The organism is Pantoea sp. UBA4549 (assembly GCF_002387285.1).
Classification (GTDB): Bacteria; Pseudomonadota; Gammaproteobacteria; order Enterobacterales; family Enterobacteriaceae; genus Pantoea; species Pantoea borealis.
In genome coordinates this window covers 526,862-546,078 of record NZ_DGLH01000009.1, presented here as the reverse complement: position 1 = coordinate 546,078, position 19,217 = coordinate 526,862, and the positions used below count along the sequence as shown (strand labels likewise).

16 protein-coding genes are annotated in these 19,217 nt (G+C 57.2%); 9 read left to right on the top strand and 7 right to left on the bottom strand.

Annotated features, from left to right (window positions below; translation table 11 throughout):
- From rsxC to ydgT, 5 genes are all read right to left on the bottom strand, one after another.
- Positions 1-1,902, bottom strand: a 1,902-nt coding sequence (rsxC, locus tag B3041_RS09215; protein ID WP_292971628.1) for an electron transport complex subunit RsxC, incomplete at its 3' end; no start/stop codon positions are given.
- Positions 1,895-2,473 (bottom strand): electron transport complex subunit RsxB, encoded by a 579-nt coding sequence (rsxB, locus tag B3041_RS09210; protein WP_065649441.1) that lies wholly within the window; start codon positions 2,471-2,473, stop codon positions 1,895-1,897. The genes rsxB and rsxC, both read right to left, overlap by 8 nt.
- 1 nt (position 2,474) lies before the next feature.
- Positions 2,475-3,056 carry an electron transport complex subunit RsxA gene (rsxA, locus tag B3041_RS09205; RefSeq protein ID WP_065649440.1) on the bottom strand — a complete coding sequence of 194 codons (582 nt, stop codon included), beginning with the start codon at positions 3,054-3,056 and terminating at the stop codon, positions 2,475-2,477.
- 113 nt (positions 3,057-3,169) lie between these two features.
- On the bottom strand, positions 3,170-3,613 hold the full coding sequence (locus tag B3041_RS09200) for a DUF2569 domain-containing protein (protein ID WP_065649439.1): 444 nt from the start codon (positions 3,611-3,613) through the stop codon (positions 3,170-3,172).
- Positions 3,614-3,615: 2 nt separating this feature from the next.
- Positions 3,616-3,831, bottom strand: coding sequence for a transcription modulator YdgT (gene ydgT / locus B3041_RS09195; protein WP_039384201.1), 216 nt, complete (start codon positions 3,829-3,831; stop codon positions 3,616-3,618).
- Between the two features lie 619 nt (positions 3,832-4,450).
- On the opposite strand from ydgT, the gene ytfQ reads away from it, so the two are divergent.
- From ytfQ to yjfF, 4 genes are read left to right on the top strand one after another with little or no spacing between them, the layout of a single operon-like run.
- A complete protein-coding gene (gene ytfQ / locus B3041_RS09190) occupies positions 4,451-5,407 on the top strand; it encodes a galactofuranose ABC transporter, galactofuranose-binding protein YtfQ (protein WP_065649438.1) in 957 nt (318 codons plus the stop codon).
- 54 nt (positions 5,408-5,461) lie between these two features.
- Positions 5,462-6,982 carry a galactofuranose ABC transporter, ATP-binding protein YtfR gene (gene ytfR / locus B3041_RS09185; protein ID WP_065649437.1) on the top strand — a complete coding sequence of 507 codons (1,521 nt, stop codon included), beginning with the start codon at positions 5,462-5,464 and terminating at the stop codon, positions 6,980-6,982.
- A 7-nt stretch (positions 6,983-6,989) separates the two neighbouring features.
- Positions 6,990-7,991, top strand: coding sequence for a galactofuranose ABC transporter, ATP-binding protein YtfT (gene ytfT / locus B3041_RS09180; protein WP_414692381.1), 1,002 nt, complete (start codon positions 6,990-6,992; stop codon positions 7,989-7,991).
- Positions 7,988-8,974, top strand: a complete 987-nt coding sequence (gene yjfF, locus B3041_RS09175) for a galactofuranose ABC transporter, permease protein YjfF (RefSeq protein WP_065649435.1) — start codon at positions 7,988-7,990, stop codon at positions 8,972-8,974. Before ytfT ends, yjfF begins: the two co-directional genes overlap by 4 nt.
- A 973-nt stretch (positions 8,975-9,947) precedes the next feature.
- On the opposite strand, the gene araA is transcribed toward yjfF, so the two are convergent.
- The gene (gene araA / locus B3041_RS09170) at positions 9,948-11,450 is read right to left on the bottom strand and encodes an L-arabinose isomerase (RefSeq protein WP_065649433.1); all 1,503 of its coding nucleotides are present in this window, start codon (positions 11,448-11,450) and stop codon (positions 9,948-9,950) included.
- A 12-nt stretch (positions 11,451-11,462) separates the two neighbouring features.
- Entirely contained in the window at positions 11,463-13,148 is a 1,686-nt protein-coding gene (locus tag B3041_RS09165) for a ribulokinase (protein ID WP_292971615.1), read from the bottom strand.
- Between the two features lie 367 nt (positions 13,149-13,515).
- Here B3041_RS09165 and B3041_RS09160 point away from each other — a divergent pair, with 367 nt between their 5' ends.
- The 5 genes from B3041_RS09160 (at position 13,516) to B3041_RS09140 (ending at position 19,198) form a co-directional block, all read left to right on the top strand.
- Positions 13,516-14,499, top strand: coding sequence for an arabinose ABC transporter substrate-binding protein (locus B3041_RS09160; protein WP_065649431.1), 984 nt, complete (start codon positions 13,516-13,518; stop codon positions 14,497-14,499).
- Between the two features lie 88 nt (positions 14,500-14,587).
- The gene (araG, locus tag B3041_RS09155) at positions 14,588-16,108 is read left to right on the top strand and encodes an L-arabinose ABC transporter ATP-binding protein AraG (RefSeq protein ID WP_292971612.1); all 1,521 of its coding nucleotides are present in this window, start codon (positions 14,588-14,590) and stop codon (positions 16,106-16,108) included.
- A 17-nt stretch (positions 16,109-16,125) separates the two neighbouring features.
- A complete protein-coding gene (gene araH, locus B3041_RS09150) occupies positions 16,126-17,112 on the top strand; it encodes an L-arabinose ABC transporter permease AraH (protein ID WP_065649429.1) in 987 nt (328 codons plus the stop codon).
- A 56-nt stretch (positions 17,113-17,168) separates the two neighbouring features.
- Positions 17,169-18,092 carry an arabinose operon transcriptional regulator AraC gene (gene araC, locus B3041_RS09145; protein WP_292971609.1) on the top strand — a complete coding sequence of 308 codons (924 nt, stop codon included), beginning with the start codon at positions 17,169-17,171 and terminating at the stop codon, positions 18,090-18,092.
- A 65-nt stretch (positions 18,093-18,157) separates the two neighbouring features.
- Positions 18,158-19,198, top strand: a complete 1,041-nt coding sequence (locus tag B3041_RS09140) for an oxidoreductase (protein ID WP_292971606.1) — start codon at positions 18,158-18,160, stop codon at positions 19,196-19,198.
- Positions 19,199-19,217: the final 19 nt, after the last annotated feature.

Here is a 19,217-nt window from a genome sequence, read left to right as displayed (position 1 = left end):
GGCTGCTTTTTTCGCTTTGGCACGGGCAACAGCCGCGGCGACGGCAGCTTTACGCGGATCCTCTTCCGTTGCCGGCGCAGAGGCTTCCGCTGCCGGCATATCAGCAGGACTGACCTCAGGACGCTCCGTGGCTGCCTTTTTCGCTTTCGCACGCGCAATTGCGGCTTCCACCGCTGCTTTACGCGGGTCGTTCTCTGCCGTGGCTTCGCTCTCTGGCTGAGCCGCTTTTTTCGCTTTCGCCCGGGCGATTGCGGCTTCCACCGCCGCTTTACGCGGATCGCCGGTCTGACGGGTAACCGGCTGCGTTTCTGCCTGGGTTGCCGCCTGCTGTGCCAGCGCCTGGGCGTGACGCGCTTCACGTTCGGCTATTTCCTGCTCTGGCGTTTTCGCCTGACGCGCTTTAACGCGAGCAGCGGCAGCGTCGCGTTCACCGTTATCGCTGCGTGCAACGCGCTGCTTCGCTTCTTCATGACGCGCTTCACGCGCCAGTTTCTCGCGTTCCAGGCGTGCCTGACGCGCCTCAAAGCGCGCCTTGGCTTCTGCTGTACGTTTCGCCTCAAGATCGATAGCGCGCAGCTCAGCTTTTTCCTGCCGGTAATACTGAACCAGCGGAATATTGCTTGGACAGACATAGGCGCAGGCGCCGCATTCGATACAGTCATCGATATTATGCGCGCGCGCTTTTTCATGATCGCCGCCCTGGCTATACCAGTAAAGCTGCTGCGGCAGCAGCTTCGCCGGACAGGCATCCGCGCAGGCGCTGCAGCGGATACAGGATTGCTCTTCCTGCGGTGCAGCCATTTCGCTGGCGGCAGGCGCCAGAATACAGTTGGTAATTTTTACCACCGGCACGTCGAGGGAGGGCAGGGTAAAGCCCATGAGTGGCCCGCCCATGATCACCATCTGACGCGGACCCGGCTGGAAACCGACCTGGCGCAGCAGGTGACTGATCGGGGTACCAAGACGCCCCCAGACATTGCGCGGTTGCGCAATCGCATCGCCGGTCAGCGTGACCACGCGCTCGGTGATGGGTTCACCATCAACAATCGCACGCTTAACCGCCCAGGCGGTACCGACGTTCTGCATCAGGACGCCAATATCGGTTGAGCGTCCGCCGTGCGGCACTTCCCGTCCGGTCAGGATTTTTGTCAGCTGTTTCGCGCCGCCAGAGGGATATTTTGTCGGGATAACCCGGATCTCAATATCGCGTTCGCCGCGCAGCGCCTGTTTCAGGGCAGCAATGGCGTCAGGTTTGTTATCTTCAATACCTACCAGAACGCGTTCTGCCTGCAGCACCCAGGCGAGGATCCGGCAGCCTTCCAGCACTTCAGCTGCGTGATCCTGCATCAGCCGATCATCAGCGGTGATATAAGGCTCGCACTCTGCGGCATTGATGATTAACGTTTTGACACCCTGCAGGCCGCCACGCAATTTAGTGGCGGTCGGGAACCCGGCGCCACCCAGCCCGGCCACGCCGGCGCTGTGGATGCGCCTGATGACCTCTTCCCGGCTCAGCGCGCGGTAATCAGGCTGCGCGTCACGCTCGATCCAGCGATCGTCACCGTCAGCCCGCAGGAAAATGCACAGCTCTGAGAGCCCGGACGGGTGCGCCGTCATGTGCGGCGCGATAGCCTCTATGGTGCCTGAGGTTGGCGCATGTACCGGCAGCATACGTCCGCTGCCAAAAGTCAGCGGCTGACCGCGCAGCACGCGATCGCCTGGCGAGACGCAGAGCTCACCCTCATGGCCAATATGCTGCTTCAGGGGAATAACAAACTGCTCAGGCAACGGCAGCGTGCTCAGCGGCGTGCCGTTAGACTGTGTTTTCATTTCCGGCGGATGAATACCGCCCTGAAAATCCCACAGCTTCTCTTTGCGAAACAGATTTAACAGATTAAGCATGATGTTCTGCCGGGATCACTTTTACAGGAATAGTGTTGAGATCCCACTTCCAGCTTGCTGGGGTGGTGGCGACCGGGCGCATCTCAATGCAGTCAGTCGGGCACGGAGCGACACACAGGTCGCAGCCCGTGCAGACGTCGCTGAGCACGGTGTGCATGGCGCGCGTGGCACCCACAATGGCATCCACCGGGCACGCCTGAATGCACTTGGTGCAGCCGATGCAGTTCTCTTCGTCGATCCAGGCGACGGTACGCACCGGCGTAAGGATATCGGCACCACCATCAAGTGGCTGCGGCTCAACGTTCAGCAGTTCAGCCAGCCTGAGCATGGTCTGCTCACCACCCGGTGCACATTTATTGATCGCTTCACCGTTATTACCTACCGCATCCGCATAAGGGCGGCACCCCGGGTAGCCGCACTGGCCGCACTGGCTTTGTGGCAGTACGGCATCAATCTGTTCGACAATAGGGTCTTCTTCCACCTCAAAACGGCGCGAAGCGTAGCCGAGCAGGCCACCAAAAATCAGCCCCAGCGCGCTGAGTACAGCAATTGCTATCCAGATAGCGGTCATATCAGAATTTCACCAGACCGGTAAAGCCCATAAACGCCAGCGCCATCAGGCCGGCGGTAATCAGGGCGATAGAGTTACCTTTAAACGGTGCCGGCACGTTAGCCAGCACCAGACGTTCACGCATGCCGGCAAACAGCACCATCACCAGTGAAAAGCCCAGCGAGGCGCTAAAGCCGTAGAGGGCGGCCTGCAGAAACGTATGGTTAAGATTAACGCTCAGTAATGGCACACCCAGTACCGCACAGTTGGTGGTGATTAACGGCAGGAAGATCCCCAGCAGCCGGTAGAGAGATGGACTGGTTTTCCGCACCACCATTTCTGTGAACTGGACCACGACGGCAATCACCAGGATGTAGGCCATGGTGCGCAGATAAACCAGATCCAGCGGGATCAAAATCAGGTGGTTAACCAGCCAGGCGCACACCGAAGCGAGGGTGATAACAAACGTGGTGGCAAGTCCCATGCCAATGGCCGTTTCCAGTTTTTTTGACACGCCCATGAACGGGCAGAGGCCGAGAAATTTGACCAACACGAAGTTGTTCACCAGCACTGTGCCAATAAAGAGAAGCAAGTAATCGGTCATGGTTTAACCTGGGAAGCCTAAAGGCAGATATTATCCGGAAATGAGAGCTACATCTCAACCTTTACGCCGGCGGGAGCAGCCCTGAGAGCACGCAGAATTAAATTCCTGACGAATTACGGAGCAGTAAACGTATGTTTAACCCGCCGTGAGCGCTTAAAGTAGGGAACGAACAGGGCGGCAGCCAGTAGCGTCAGAAGCAAAGTCTGCAGCGCTTTGCCGTCTGCAACCGGCGTAAACGCAAAGGTTTTCAGCGCCAGCAGTACGGTCATCAGCAGCCAGATTGTATAGTGGCGTGGCAGGCGCCGTGAGCGTCTGCAGAATATCCAGCCTACCCAGATACTGTAGAGCCAGACCGCAGTGGCAGTAAGCAGGGAAATCAGCCACGGCGATAACAGCAGATTAGCGTGTGAAAACAGAGTGGTGCGCAGCTCGCTGTCAAACAGAGGACGCAGGTAGAGCGCGATAACCAGTGCGCTGGTGAGCATGGTCATAATCAGCCAGGCCAGCGGCAGTAGCAGCCAGCCCCCGATGCGCGGTGAGTGAAGAGATTCAGACATAATTAAACCACATAGCGCCACACTGACTTAGGTACACAGCCCAGATCGTATAATCGGCCACCAGAGACCAGTTCAGCGCGGCGATGATCGGCAGCACGATACATATTGATGATGTCATTATCATCGGTCAGCGAATAGTTGAGATGATCGTAGAGTTTTTCAAGACTCTCAAGATTATTCACTTTGCGAAATTTTAGCAGGTAATCCAGCGCAGTCATGATTGCCATTAAACAGAAAGAACGATTGAGGGCTCAAGTATAGGGAGCACGCTGCTGCTGTCTATATATCCGTGTTAAAAAAATTCAAAATTCAGACCAGGTAGATTAATTACTTCAGTAGTAGCAATTTTTTTAGTTATGCCGCGCGGTTTCACAGCAAAACATCTATTTTGAAAACATCTTATTTCCCCTGCTGTGAGAAAAACTAACAGGGGATAACCGCCGCGCTTTTTTTATTTATTTTTTGCCGGCAATTAAGTCCCGCCGGCACAACGGGTTGATTAAGCCAGCGTACCGTCTGGCGTAGTGTGCGGGTTATCACAAAATTGCTTATTGCTTTATGAACAACAGCATAACCATTCTTTACGCAGCCGTTGTAATCGCTTCCAGCCTGTTCAAATCTAACCAGTTCTGTTTATTACAGTTATTTATCCCCTTCGATAATAAAACACAGCCGTTTTATCCATAAAGCTGACGGTCACTAATCATGCTTCAACAGCGTAACTCCTTTAAATCATTCTGTTTTGTGAGTTACGTCGCGCTAGTTTTACCTGAATTACGTCAGGCTTAATCTGCGTTTGTACCCCGACTACACACTCCCTTCAGAGGAATGAAAACTATGTGGAAACGTTTACTCCTGACCGCCATGGTAAGCGCCGCGCTTAGCACGCCGGTGCTGGCTGCTGATATGACAGTGGGATTCTCGCAGGTTGGTTCAGAATCGGGCTGGCGTGCAGCTGAAACCAGCGTAGCGAAAAGCGAAGCTAAAAAGCGCGGCATTACGCTGAAAATCGCCGATGGCCAGCAGAAGCAGGAAAATCAGATCAAAGCAGTACGTTCGTTTATTGCTCAGGGAGTGGATGCCATCTTCATCGCGCCGGTGGTGCAGACCGGCTGGGAGCCGGTGCTGGAAGAAGCGAAAGATGCCAAAATTCCGGTATTCCTGCTGGATCGCGCCATTGTCGTTAAGGATAAATCCCTCTACATGTCAGTGGTGACCGCAGACAACGTGCTGGAAGGCAAGCTGATTGGTGACTGGCTGGTGAAAACCGTCGGCGACAAGCAGTGTAACGTTGTCGAACTACAGGGAACGGTCGGTGCCAGTGTGGCTATTGATCGTAAAAAAGGGTTTGCAGAGGCGATAGCCGGACATAACAACATTAAAGTGATCCGTTCTCAATCCGGTGACTTTACCCGCAGTAAAGGTAAAGAGGTGATGGAGAGCTTTATTAAAGCTGAGAATAACGGCAAAAACATCTGCATGGTGTATGCCCACAATGATGACATGGCAATCGGTGCCATCCAGGCGATAAAAGAAGCAGGTCTGAAGCCGGGCAAAGATATTCTGACGGGGTCGATTGATGGCGTACCGGATATCTATAAAGCGATGCTGGCCGGTGAGGCCAATGCCAACGTAGAGCTGACGCCAGATATGGCCGGCCCGGCGTTTGATGCGCTGGAGAAGTTTAAGAAAGATGGCACCATGCCACCAAAAATCATTAAAACGGAGTCGAAGCTCTTCCTGCCGGCGGATGCGCAGACAGAACTCGATAAAAAGAAAAACATGGGTTACTGATCCCTGCAGCCGCCCTGCGGGGCGGCTCTGCTGACGTCAGCGAGGTAGAGCCTGATGAGCACCATCGATGATACACCGCTGCTCACGCTGAGCGGCATCAGTAAAGGGTTTCCCGGCGTAAAAGCGCTGGACAACGTGTCGTTTACTATCCGCAAAGGCGAGATCATGGCGCTGCTGGGTGAAAACGGCGCTGGCAAATCAACGCTGATTAAAGTGCTGACCGGCGTCTATTCACGCGATGCCGGTACTGTCACCCTTAACGGAGAGGCAATCACGCCGCACAGTACGGCAGATGCGCAGCGCGCAGGGATCGGCACGGTCTATCAGGAAGTTAACCTGCTGCCAAATATGTCGGTGGCGGATAACCTTTATATTGGCCGTGAGCCAAAGCGTTTTGGCATGGTCGATCGTCGCAAAATGAACCGTGATGCTGACACGCTGATGCGCAATTATGGCTTTGCGCTGGATGTAACGCGCCCGCTGGGACATTACTCTGTCGCCATGCAGCAGATTATCGCTATCTGCCGCGCGGTCGATTTGTCCGCACAGATACTGATTCTGGATGAGCCCACGGCGAGTCTGGATGCCAGTGAAGTAGAGATGCTGTTTACGCTGATGGCGCAGCTGCGCGCCAGAGGCATGAGTCTGATCTTTGTGACCCATTTTCTTGATCAGGTGTACCGTATTACCGATCGCATTACCGTGTTACGCAACGGCCAGTTTATTGCCACGCGTGATACCGCCTCACTGCCGCAAATAGAGCTTATCAAACTGATGCTGGGGCGTGAGCTGCTCGAAACCGCACTGCAGCGGCAGGGCAGCACCTTACGCAGCGATCAGCCGGTGGTAGCGTTTGAAGATTACGGCAAAAAAGGCACCATTGAACCCTTCAGCCTGCAGGTCAGGCCGGGCGAGGTAGTCGGCCTGGCGGGTCTGCTCGGCTCAGGCCGCACTGAAACCGCAGAGGTGCTGTTTGGGATCCGGCGGGCCGATCGCGGTACTGCGCGCATTAAAGGCAAGGTGCAGACTATTCGCACCCCGGCGCAGGCCTCCCGCCTCGGAATGGGGTTCTGTCCCGAAGATCGTAAAACAGATGGCATTATTGGTGCGGCTTCCGTGCGTGAGAATATTATTCTGGCGCTGCAGGCCCAGCGCGGCTGGCTGCGTCCAATCAAGCGACGCGAGCAGCAGGCTATTGCCGATCGCTTTATTAAAAGTCTCGGCATTCGTACGCCGCACGCCGACCAGCCGATCGAGTTGCTGTCAGGCGGCAATCAGCAGAAGGTGCTGCTGTCGCGCTGGCTGGTGACCAAACCCCAGTTTCTGATCCTGGATGAGCCCACGCGCGGCATCGATGTGGGGGCGCACGCTGAGATTATTCGTTTGATCGAGTCGCTCTGCGCGGATGGTCTGGCGCTGCTGGTGATCTCTTCGGAACTGGAAGAGCTGGTTGGCTACGCCGATCGCGTAGTGATTATGCGCGATCTGAAGCAGGTGGCTGAAATTCCACTCGAGCAGCTCTCCGTGGCGTCCATTGTGAACGCCATTGCTGAGGGAGGCGCACAACATGCTTGAATCACCTATGACACAGTCAAAACCTGAAAGACGTAAGCTGAAACTGCCGCCGGGTATGCCACAGATCGCCGCGCTGATTCTGGTGCTGCTGATTGACAGCCTGGTCGCGAATAACTTTTTTGCCATTCATATTCAGGATGGTCGTCTGTTTGGCAGCCCAATCGATATTCTGAATCGTGCTGCACCGGTAGCGCTGCTCGCCGTGGGGATGACGCTGGTGATTGCGACCGGCGGAATTGATCTGTCCGTGGGTGCGGTTATGGCGATTGCGGGCGCAACGGCGGCCACGCTGACCGTCGCCGGACATAGCCTGAGCGTGATTGTACTGGTAACGCTGGGCACCGGTCTGCTATGCGGCTTATGGAATGGGGTGCTGGTTGCGCTGCTGAAGATTCAGCCGTTTGTGGCCACGCTGATTCTTATGGTAGCGGGGCGGGGCGTGGCCCAGCTGATTACGCAGGGGCAGATCGTGACGTTCAACAGCGAGAGCCTGGCGTGGTTTGGCAGCGGCTCGCTGCTCTGGTTACCGGTACCGGTGTGGATCACGCTGCTGGTGGCGCTGGCCGTCTGGTTGCTAACGCGCAAAACAGCGCTGGGGCTGTTTATTGAAGCGGTGGGCATCAACCTGCGCGCGGCGCGCAATGCAGGCGTTAACGGCTGGCTGGTGGTGATGTCGACCTATGTGATTAGCGGCTTATGTGCGGCGGTAGCCGGACTGATTGTGGCAGCCGATATCCGGGGTGCTGACGCCAATAACGCCGGCCTGTGGCTGGAGCTGGATGCCATTCTGGCCGTGGTGATTGGCGGCGCATCCCTGATGGGCGGCCGCTTTAACCTGGTGCTGTCGCTGATTGGTGCTCTGATTATCCAGTCTATGAATACCGGGATCCTGCTGTCGGGTTTCCCGCCAGAACTCAACCAGGTTGTGAAAGCGGTGGTCGTGATGTGCGTGCTGTTGCTGCAGTCGCCGCGTTTTATCGCCATGCTGAAGGGGAAGCGTTCAAGATGATAAAGCGTCATTTGCCATTGATGATCACGCTGCTGGTATTTGTGGCAGGTTATCTGTTCTGTCTGAGCCAGTTTCCAGGCTTCGCATCAACACGGGTTATCTGCAATATTCTGACGGATAACGCTTTTCTGGGCATTATTGCCGTGGGCATGACCTTTGTGATTTTGTCCGGCGGCATCGATCTGTCTGTAGGGGCGGTAATCGCCTTTACCGGCGTGTTTCTGGCACGCATTATCGGTGATTTCCACCTGGATCCGCTGCTGGCGTTTGCAGTGGTTCTCGCGCTGGGGGCGCTGTTCGGCGCCATGATGGGCTGGCTGATCGATGCGCTGAAGATCCCGGCGTTTATTATTACGCTGGCAGGTATGTTTTTTCTGCGCGGCTGCAGTTACCTGGTGTCAGAGAATTCCATTCCGATTGATCATCCTCTTTACGCCACGCTGTCAGGCCTGGCGTGGAAAATCCCTGGCGGCGGACGGCTGAGCCTGCTGGCGGTGATTATGCTGGTGGTGGTCGCCGGGGGCATTATTCTGGCGCACCGTACCCGATTCGGAAATCAGGTATACGCTATTGGCGGCAATCTCACCTCGGCGCAGCTGATGGGCGTGTCGACCCGCGCGACGACCATTAAGGTTTATATGCTTTCCACAACGCTGGCGACGCTGGCCGGTATTGTGTTCTCTATCTATACCTCAGCCGGTTACGCGCTGGCCGGGCTGGGCGTAGAGCTGGATGCAATTGCTTCGGTAGTGATTGGCGGTACGCTGCTGTCGGGCGGTGTGGGTACCGTGCTTGGCACGCTGTTTGGCGTACTGATTCAGGGTCTGATTCAGACGTGGATTAATTTCGACGGAACGCTGAGTTCGTGGTGGACCAAGATTGCTATCGGTATCCTGCTGTTTGCTTTTATCGCCTTGCAGCGCATGCTGACCGTGATGTGGGATCGCCAGCAAAACGCACCGGTCAAACGCCTGACCCCGTAGGGGCGCATTTATACGCCCCTGGCCTCCATCCGGCATCATCCCACCCGTAGGGGGCGCATTTATGCGCCCCTGGCCGACACCGGCTCTTCGGCCATACGCATTTATGCGCCCCTGGCCGACACCGGCTCCCTGCCTCCATTCATGTCGATACCACGGCCGGTAAAGCCCGGGGTGATCGCAAAGGAACCCGGCGTCCTGCCGATTGGCCGCGCCATCCCTGGCGCGGACGCTTTGCTCTTCGCCCCGGGCTTTACCGGCCTGCCAGCCCCATCGCGCGTTGCCAGAACCCTATCTTCCCGTATCGGATATCTGCGGAAACCAGGGCAGCATTAATGCCGCCCCTGCGGCATGCCACAGTCACCCCGTAGGGGGCGCATTAATGCGCCCCTGGCCGATATTGGCTCCCTGGCCATACGCATTTATGCGCCCCTGGCCGATACCGGCTCCTCAGCCATACGCATTCATGCGCCCCTGGCTGACACCGGCTCCTCAGCCTCCATTCATTTCGATACTACGGCCGGTAAAGCCCGGGGCGATCGCAAAGGAACCCGGCGTCCTGCCGATCGGCCGCGCCATCCCTGGCGCGGACGCTTTGCTCTTCGCCCCGGGCTTTACCGGCCTGCCAGCCCCATCACGCGTTGCCAGAACCCCATCTTCCCGTATCGGATATCTGCGGAAACCAGGGCGGCATTAATGCCGCCCCTGCGGCATGCCACAGTCACCCCGTAGGGGGCGCATTAATGCGCCCCTGGCCGGTATTGGCTCCCTGGCCATACGCATTCATGCGCCCCTGGCCGATACCGGCTCCTCAGCCATACGCATTAATGCGCCCCTGGCCGATATTGGCTCTTCGGCCATACGCATTCATGCGCCCCTGGTCGATATTGGCTCCCTGGCCGGTTTTAAACCGGGAATTTCAGGCAATAAAAAAGCCGCGACGGCGCGCGGCTTAATTTCTGGTCAGTTATCAGAATCAGCGGGCTAAGCGGTAATAGACTTCGTTCCAGCGCAGCGCGTCCTTAAACGCAGGCAGGCGGGTTTCTTCATCGATCACCATGACTTCAATACCGTTCAGTTCGCCGTAGAGATACATATCCTCCAGATCCAGCGCCTGGCTGAATACCGTATGGTGCGCGCCGCCGCCAAGGATCCAGGCTTCTGACGCCGTTGCCAGCGACGGCTGAGCACGCCACAGCGCACGGGCAACCGGCAGCTTTGGCAGCGGTTTAGGCTGCTCAATCGCATCCACCACGTTAACCAGCAGGCGGAAACGATCGCCAAGATCGATCACGCTGGCATTGATCGCGCGTCCGGCCGGCGTCGAGAAAATCAGGCGCGCCGGATCGGCCTTGCCGCCAATACCCAGGAACTGAACATCAATCAGCGGTTTCTCCTCTTTGGCGATAGAAGGACAAACTTCCAGCATGTGCGAACCCAGCACCAGATCGTTGCCCGGCGAGAAGTGATACGTGTAATCCTCCATGAAAGAGGTACCGCCCGCACGTGTGCCTGCCTGCACTTTGAGAATGTGCAGCAGCGCTGCGGTTTTCCAGTCACCCTCGCCGGCAAAGCCATAGCCCTGGCCCATCAGACGCTGCACTGCCAGCCCTGGCAGCTGCGTCATACCGTGCAGCGTCTGGAAGTTGGTGGTAAACGCTTTACACCCTTCATCCTCCAGGAAGCGTTTCAGGCCCAGCTCAATGCGCGCAGCGTCCAGCACGTTCTGCCGCTTGTCGCCGTTAACGGCTGCCGCCTCGCTGAAGAGATACTGACTCTCATACTCATCGATCAGCGCGCTGACGTCACCGTCGCTGACGCCATTGATCACCTCAACCAGATCGCCCACGCCCCAGCCGTTAACGGCGTAGCCAAACTGGATCTGGGCGGCAACCTTGTCACCTTCAGTGACGGCAACTTCACGCATGTTATCGCCAAAACGGGCAACCTTAAGCTGCTGGCTCGCCTGTTTTGCCAGCGCGGCGTTGATCCAGCGGCTGATACGCTGCTGGCTGGTGCGATCCTGCCAGTGGCCGGTGATCACGCTATGCTGTAATCCCATACGTGCGCCGATGAAACCGAACTCGCGGCCGCCGTGTGCGGTCTGGTTCAGGTTCATAAAATCCATATCCATGCTGTCCCACGGGATCTCTGCATTAAACTGGGTATGGAACTGCAGCAGCGGCTTATTTAAAACGCTCAGTCCGCCAATCCACATTTTTGCCGGCGAAAACGTGTGCAGCCAGGTGATGATGCCGACGCACTGGTTGTCGTGATTCGCTGCCCGGCAGAGCGCCAGCGCCTCATCCGGCGATTTGACCAGCGGCTGAAGCACCAGCGGCACCGGCAGTGTACCCGCCTGATTAAGCCCTTCCATTACCTGACGCGCGTGCTCTTCCACCTGGCGCAACGTTTCCGCGCCGTAGAGGTGCTGTGTACCGATAACAAACCACACGTGCTGTGCGTTATGCTGTTCCATTAAACCACTCCTTTACTGTGCGGATAGGGTGCGCGGCGCGTACTGTGGTTCAGCCGCCTCACACCAGTTTTGATAACGTTGATAGAGCTGCTGATACGCCGCTACGCGCTGTGCGTCGGGCTGCAGCGTGACTGCAATCGGGCTGGCCATCACCTGCTGAGCGGCAGGTACGTCGGGATAGACCTCTGCCGCCACGGCCGCAAAAATTGCCGCGCCCAGTGCGCAGCACTCGTCCGACGCAACAATATCCAGCGGACGGTTCATCACATCACAGCACGCCTGCATAATGGCAGGGGATTTGCGGGCGATACCCCCCAGCGTCAGAATACTCTTTACCGGAATCGCCTGCTGCTCAAAGCATTCCATAATGGCCCTTGCGCCAAAAGCCGTGGCGGCGATCAGCCCGCCAAACAGTGCCGGTGCATCGGTGCCCAGATTAAGATCGGTAATGACGCCTTTCAGCCGCTGATTGGCATCCGGGGTACGGCGACCATTAAACCAGTCCAGCACCACCGGCAGATGATCGAGTTGCGGATTGGCGGCCCAGGCTTCGGTAAGCTCGCGGATCAGATCCTGCTGCAGCGCAGCCAGCTGCGGTTGCAGTTCAGGATGACGCTGCGCCGCCTGTTGCAGTGGCCAGCCGAGCAGGCGGCTGAACCAGGCGTAGATATCGCCAAAGGCCGACTGGCCCGCTTCGCAGCCAATCGCACCAGGGACGACGCTGCCGTCGACCTGGCCGCAAATGCCCCGGATCGCGCGGTCGCCGACGGTTTCACTGTCTGCAATCAGAATGTCGCAGGTTGATGTACCAATGACTTTTACCAGCGTATAGGGCTGAGCACCGGCCCCGACCGCGCCCATGTGGCAGTCAAAGGCGCCGCCAGAGATAACCACCTGTTCGGATAATCCAAGACGGGCAGCCCATTCAGCACTCAGCGTGCCAACCGGCAGGTCGGCGGTCCAGGTATCGGTAAACAGCGGTGAATCGAGCTGTTCCGTCAGCATGGGGTCAAGCGCGTTGAGAAAGGCCACGTCTGGCAGGCCCTGCCACTCCGGATGCCAGAGCGATTTATGTCCGGCGGCGCAGCGCCCGCGACGCAGCTTATCGGGGGCGGTCGTACCGCTTAGCAGCGCCGGCACCCAGTCGCAGAGTTCAACCCAGGAAACAGCCGCCTCCCGCACGGCGGCATCCTCCCGCGAGACGTGTAAGATTTTCGCCCAGAACCATTCGGAGGAGTAAATGCCGCCAATATAGCGGGTGTAGTCGATAAAGCGCCCGCTGTGACACAGACGCGTGATCGCTTCAGCTTCTTCAATGGCAGTATGATCTTTCCACAGCACAAACATGGCGTTGGGATTTGCGGCAAATTCCGGTCGCAGCGCCAGGACATTACCGTCGCGATCGACAGGCGCCGGCGTTGATCCGGTTGTATCCACGCCGATCCCGGCTACCGCCGCGCGCTGTTCAGGCGTTAATGCCTGCAGCACGCTGACCAGCGCCTGCTCCAGGGCATCGATGTAGTCCTGCGGATGATGACGAAACCGGTTAGCGTGCGCGTCGCAGAACTGGCCCTGCGCCCAGCGCGAATAGTTGACCACCGCTTTTTCCAGCTCTTTGCCGCTGTGGCAGTCAACCGCCAGCGCACGCACTGAGTCACTACCAAAATCCAGCCCAATTGTTATGGCGCCAGCACCCATCGGGATTCTCCTGTGTGAGTTATATGGGTTCTATCCTGCGAGGCAATGTCCCGGGCCGTTAGTCATCAGTGGCTGACAATATGTACTTTTCTGTCATCGGAGAGGTTGTGTGATCGGCCGCAAAAGTCAGGCACCGGTTAATTTTGCTGAATATATGGATATTTTTGCCTTCGTTTTGCTATGTGATACCGCTCTACATTTTGTGCCGCATTTCTCGCTACAACTAGCCCAGCGTTTGCACAGCCTTTCAGCAACTCTTGAGCTAACGCGCTGATTTTGCGCTGTACAAGAAAGCAGAATTCAGATGGTAGCGTTTACACAAAAACGTTAATAACAGCGATAAAACACCATTGTGCCGGAGAGCATCATGCATAAATTCACTAAAGCGCTGGCGGCCGTCAGCCTCGCCGCGGTTATGTCACATTCCGCTATCGCCGAGACGATGAAGCTCGGTTTTCTCGTTAAACAACCAGAGGAGCCGTGGTTTCAGACCGAATGGAAATTTGCTGATAAAGCCGGCAAAGATCTGGGTTTTGAGGTGATTAAAATTGCGGTCCCCGATGGTGAAAAAACGCTTAACGCCATCGACAGCCTCGCGGCCAGCGGTGCGAAAGGTTTTGTCATCTGCACCCCCGATCCCAAACTCGGCTCGGCCATTATGGCGAAAGCGCGCAGCTACGATCTGAAAGTGATCGCGGTAGATGACCAGTTTGTCACGGCGAAAGGCAAGCCAATGGAGACCGTTCCGCTGGTAATGATGGCGGCAACAAAGATCGGCGAGCGCCAGGGTCAGGAACTCTATAAAGAGATGCAGAAACGCGGCTGGGACGTTAAAGAGACGGCGGTGATGGCGATCACCGCTAACGAACTGGATACGGCGCGTCGTCGTACCGGCGGCTCGATGGCGGCCATTAAAGCAGCAGGCTTCCCTGAGAAGCAGATTTATCAGGTCCCGACCAAATCCAACGATATTCCCGGCGCGTTTGATGCCGGTAACTCGCTGCTGGTGCAGCACCCGGAAGTGAAACACTGGCTGATTGTCGGCATGAACGATAACACCGTGCTGGGCGGCGTGCGCGCCACTGAGGGCCAGGGTTTCAAAGCGCCGGATGTGATTGGTATCGGCATTAACGGCGTGGATGCGATCAGCGAACTCTCTAAAGGCTCCGCGACCGGTTTCTATGGTTCACTGCTGCCCAGCCCGGATGTTCACGGTTATAAGAGCAGCCAGATGCTCTACAACTGGGTCACTAAAGGCGAAGAACCTGCCAGATTTACAGAGGTGACGGATGTGGTGCTGATCACCCGCGATAACTTCAAAACCGAACTGGCGAAGAAAGGGCTGATGTAACGCACAGGGCGCGCATTCATGCGTACCTGGTTTGCAGGGTGCGCATTTATGCGCACCTGAAATCCGACGGGCATTATCAGGAGTTTCCATGGAGACCGATCAGGCATTTCTCTCTTTTCATGGCATCAGCAAAACCTTTCCTGGCGTAAAAGCACTGCAGGATATCGGCTTTGAGTGCCGCGCCGGTGAGGTGCACGCGCTGATGGGCGAAAACGGCGCAGGAAAATCAACGCTGCTGAAGATCCTCAGCGGCAGTTATCAGCCCACAAGCGGCGAAATCCGCATCCAGGGCGAGGCAAAACACTTCACCAATACGGTTGATGCGCTGGATGCCGGCGTCGCCATCATCTACCAGGAGCTGCACCTGGTACCGGAAATGAGCGTGGCGGAGAATATCTATCTCGGCCAGCTGCCGCATAAACGCGGTCTGGTAAACCGCAAACTGCTGCGTTATGAAGCCGGACTGCAGCTGAAAAACCTCGGGATGGATATCGATCCCGATATGCCACTGAAATATCTCTCACTGGGTCAGTGGCAGATGGTGGAGATTGCAAAGGCGCTGGCGCGCAACGCCCGCATTATTGCGTTTGATGAACCAACCAGTTCGCTCTCAGCGCGCGAAATTGAGCACCTGTTCCGCGTTATCCGTCAGCTGCGGGCCGAAGGACGGGTGGTGCTTTATGTGTCGCATCGCATGGAGGAGATTTTTGCCCTGAGCGATGCAATTACCGTGTTTAAAGATGGCCGCTATGTGCGCACGTTTACGGATATGCCCAATACCCACCACGACGATCTGGTCGAGGCGATGGTCGGGCGCAACCTGGGCGATATCTATGGCTATGCGCCACGCGAGCTGGGCGCCGTTCGTTTTCAGCTCGACCAGGTCGAGGCGAAAGGGGTGCGCATGCCTGTCTCACTGACCGTGCGCGCGGGAGAAATTGTAGGGTTGTTTGGTCTGGTAGGCGCCGGACGCAGCGAGCTGATGAAAGGGCTGTTTGGGGCCACAAAACTGCGTGGCGGCACGGTTTCACTTGATGGCAGGCCGCTCACGATCCGCCAGCCGATTGATGCCATCCGGGCGGGCATTATGCTCTGTCCTGAAGATCGCAAAGCGGAAGGCATTATTCCGGTGCACTCCGTGCGGGAGAACATCAATATCAGCGCGCGACGCCATAACCTCACGGCGGGCTGCCTGATCAGGCCCGGCTGGGAGGCGAAAAACGCAGAAAGCCATATCCGTTCGCTCAATATCAAGACGCCTGGTCCGCATCAGCTGATCATGAACCTCTCCGGGGGCAACCAGCAAAAGGCCATTCTGGGTCGCTGGCTCTCGGAAGAGATGAACGTGATCATGCTGGATGAGCCAACGCGCGGTATTGACGTTGGCGCGAAGCATGAAATTTACAATCTGATTTACCAACTGGCAGGCAAAGGGATTGCGGTGCTGTTTGCATCCAGCGATCTGCCCGAAGTAATGGGGCTCGCCGACCGCATTATTGTCATGCGCGAAGGTGAAATTGCCGGAGAACTGACGCACGACACGGCAACCGAACAGCTGACGCTAAGTCTGGCGATGCCGAAAACCCCTCAAGCGGCCGCCGTGGCCTGATGTACAGGAGAGCAACAATGGCTTCATCTACCACTTCCAACACGCCACCGGTGCAGCGCAGCGGGCTGCAGCTGGGACGTATCTGGGACAATTTCGGCATGCTGGTGGTTTTTGCGCTGCTGTTTATTGTCTGCGCCATCTTTGTGCCGAACTTTGGCACGTTTATTAATATGAAAGGGCTGGGCCTGGCGATGTCGATGTCCGGCATGGTGGCCTGCGGTATGCTGTTCTGTCTGGCGTCGGGCGACTTTGATCTCTCCATCGCCTCGGTTATCGCCTGCGCCGGCGTGGTGACGGCGGTGGTGATCAACATGACCGAAAGCCTGTGGATTGGCGTAGCCGCCGGGCTGCTGCTGGGTATGGCGACCGGTTTTGTGAACGGATTTGTCATTGCCCGGTTAAAAATCAACGCCCTGATCACCACGCTGGCAACGATGCAGATTGTGCGCGGACTGGCCTATATCTTCTCTGACGGTAAAGCGGTAGGCATTGAAGATGAACGCTTTTTTGCGCTGGGTTATGCTAACTGGCTGGGCGTGCCGGCACCTATCTGGCTCACCATTGCCACCATGGTTGCGTTTGGTTTCCTGCTGAACAAAACCACGTTTGGCCGCAACACACTGGCAATTGGCGGCAATGAAGAAGCTGCCCGGCTGGCTGGCGTGCCGGTGGTGCGTACCCGCATCATTATCTTTATCCTTTCAGGACTGGTTTCAGCCGCCGCGGGCATCATTCTGGCCTCGCGTATGACCAGCGGTCAGCCCATGACTTCGCTGGGCTATGAACTGATTGTGATCTCGGCCTGCGTGCTGGGCGGCGTCTCGCTGAAGGGCGGCATCGGTAAAATTTCCTATGTGGTGGCGGGGGTGCTGATCCTGGGGACCGTAGAGAATGCGATGAATTTACTGAATATCTCGCCATTCTCACAGTATGTCGTGCGGGGTCTGATACTGTTAGCCGCAGTGATTTTCGATCGCTATAAACAGAAAAACAGAGCCGTTTGATCCTGGCGGCGCAACGTGGGTGTTGCGCCGCGCGTCATGCTGAGAGTGAGGGCACTATGTACCATCGCGAACCCCCCAGTGAACAACAGAACCCCCTGCTGCCGGGCTATCCGTTTAACGCCTGGCTGGTAGCGGGACTCACGCCGATTAACGCGCAGGAGCCGCTCGACTTTTTTATCGATCGACCGCTGGGGATGAAGGGCTATATTCTCAATCTCACCATCCGTGGCAAAGGCCGGATCTTTGATGGCGAATCCGCTTTTGATTGTGAGCCGGGTGACCTGCTGCTGTTTCAGCCGAAAACGCCGCACTACTATGGACGTGCACCAGACAGTCCGTGCTGGCACCATCGCTGGGTCTATTTTCGGCCGCGCGCCTACTGGATCGACTGGCTGGAGTGGCAGGATCAGAAGCAGGGCGTGGGCCGGCTGCGTCTGACCGAAGCGCTGTGCGGCGAATTTGATCGCCTGTTTGCCAGCATTGAACAGACGCACAACTCCGGGCGTCGCTTTGCTGAAGAGCTGGCGATGAACCTGCTGGAGCGTCTGCTGCTGCGTGCGGTGGAAGAGGATCCGCGCAGTCATCAGCAAATTCGCGATCCGCGCGTGATTGAAGCCTGCCAGTTTGTGACCAATCATCTTGCCAGCGAAGTCAAAATCGAGGAGGTGGCGCGGCATGTCTGTTTATCGCCTTCGCGGCTGGCGCATCTGTTCCGCGAACAGATGGGCATTAATCTGCTGCGCTGGCGTGAAGATCAGCGGGTGATCCGCGCCAAGCTGCTGCTGCAGACAACGCAGGAACCTATCGCCTCCGTGGGACGGGAAGTAGGCTATGACGATCAGCTCTACTTTTCACGCGTGTTCCGCAAACGCGTGGGCGTCAGTCCGAGTGATTTCCGCCGGCGCAGCCAGGATGCGCACGACGCGCTCGAAGCGCAGCAGAACTGGCCGGAGCCTGGCCGGGCGATCTCTTTCAGCTGATTCCGCCTTGTTCTCACCGGCTGATTCGTCTTAAATCAGTCGGGTATATGACAAAAGGAGTGAGAATGAGCGATAAACTACGTGTCGGCCTGATAGGCTATGGCTTTGCCAGTAAAACCTTTCATGCCCCTTTAATCGCCGGAACAGCCGATATGGAACTGGCAGCGATCTCCAGCAGTGATGCCGGTAAAGTGCATGCTGACTGGCCCTCGGTACAGGTCGTCGCCGATCCGCAGGCGCTGCTGGACGATCCCACCCTGCAGCTGATTGTGATCCCCACCCCCAATGACACCCATTTTCCGCTGGCTAAAGCGGCCCTGAATGCCGGCAAGCATGTGGTCGTTGACAAGCCTTTCACCGTCACGCTATCGCAGGCGCGTGAGCTCGATCAGCTGGCAAAATCCAGAGGATTGCTGCTGTCGGTATTCCATAACCGCCGCTGGGACAGCGATTTTCTGACGCTGAAAACGTTACTCAGTGAGGGCACGCTTGGCGAGATACGCTATCTGGAGTCACATTTCGACCGCTTTCGCCCGGAAGTTCGCCAGCGCTGGCGCGAGATGAAGGGACCGGGCAGCGGCATCTGGTTTGACCTCGGCCCGCACGTGCTGGATCAGGCGCTGCAGCTGTTTGGTATGCCGGTCGCGATCAATGTGGATATGGCAGAGCTGCGCCCGGGCGCGCAAACCACTGACTATTTCCACGCGGTGCTGACTTACCCGACGCGCCGCGTGGTGCTGCACGCCAGCATGCTGGTGGCAGCAGAGTCACCGCGCTTTGTGGTACACGGCACGCGCGGCAGCTACGTAAAGTATGGGCTCGATCCGCAGGAGGATAGTCTGAAATCAGGCGCCAGACCGCCGCAGCAGGCGTGGGGCTACGATATGCGCAACGGCACGCTGACGCTGGCGGAAGGCGATATGCTGGTGGAGCAGGAGCTGCTGACGCAGCCGGGCAACTATCCGGCCTACTATGCGGCGATCCGCGACGCGATAGCCGGCACGGGGCAAAATCCGGTGCAGGCAGAAGAGGCGATACAGGTTATGGAGCTGATTGAGCTGGGTCTGCAGTCTGCAGAGAAGCGTCAGACGATGTCACCGCGCTGATGTTACGCGCCGCCGCAGG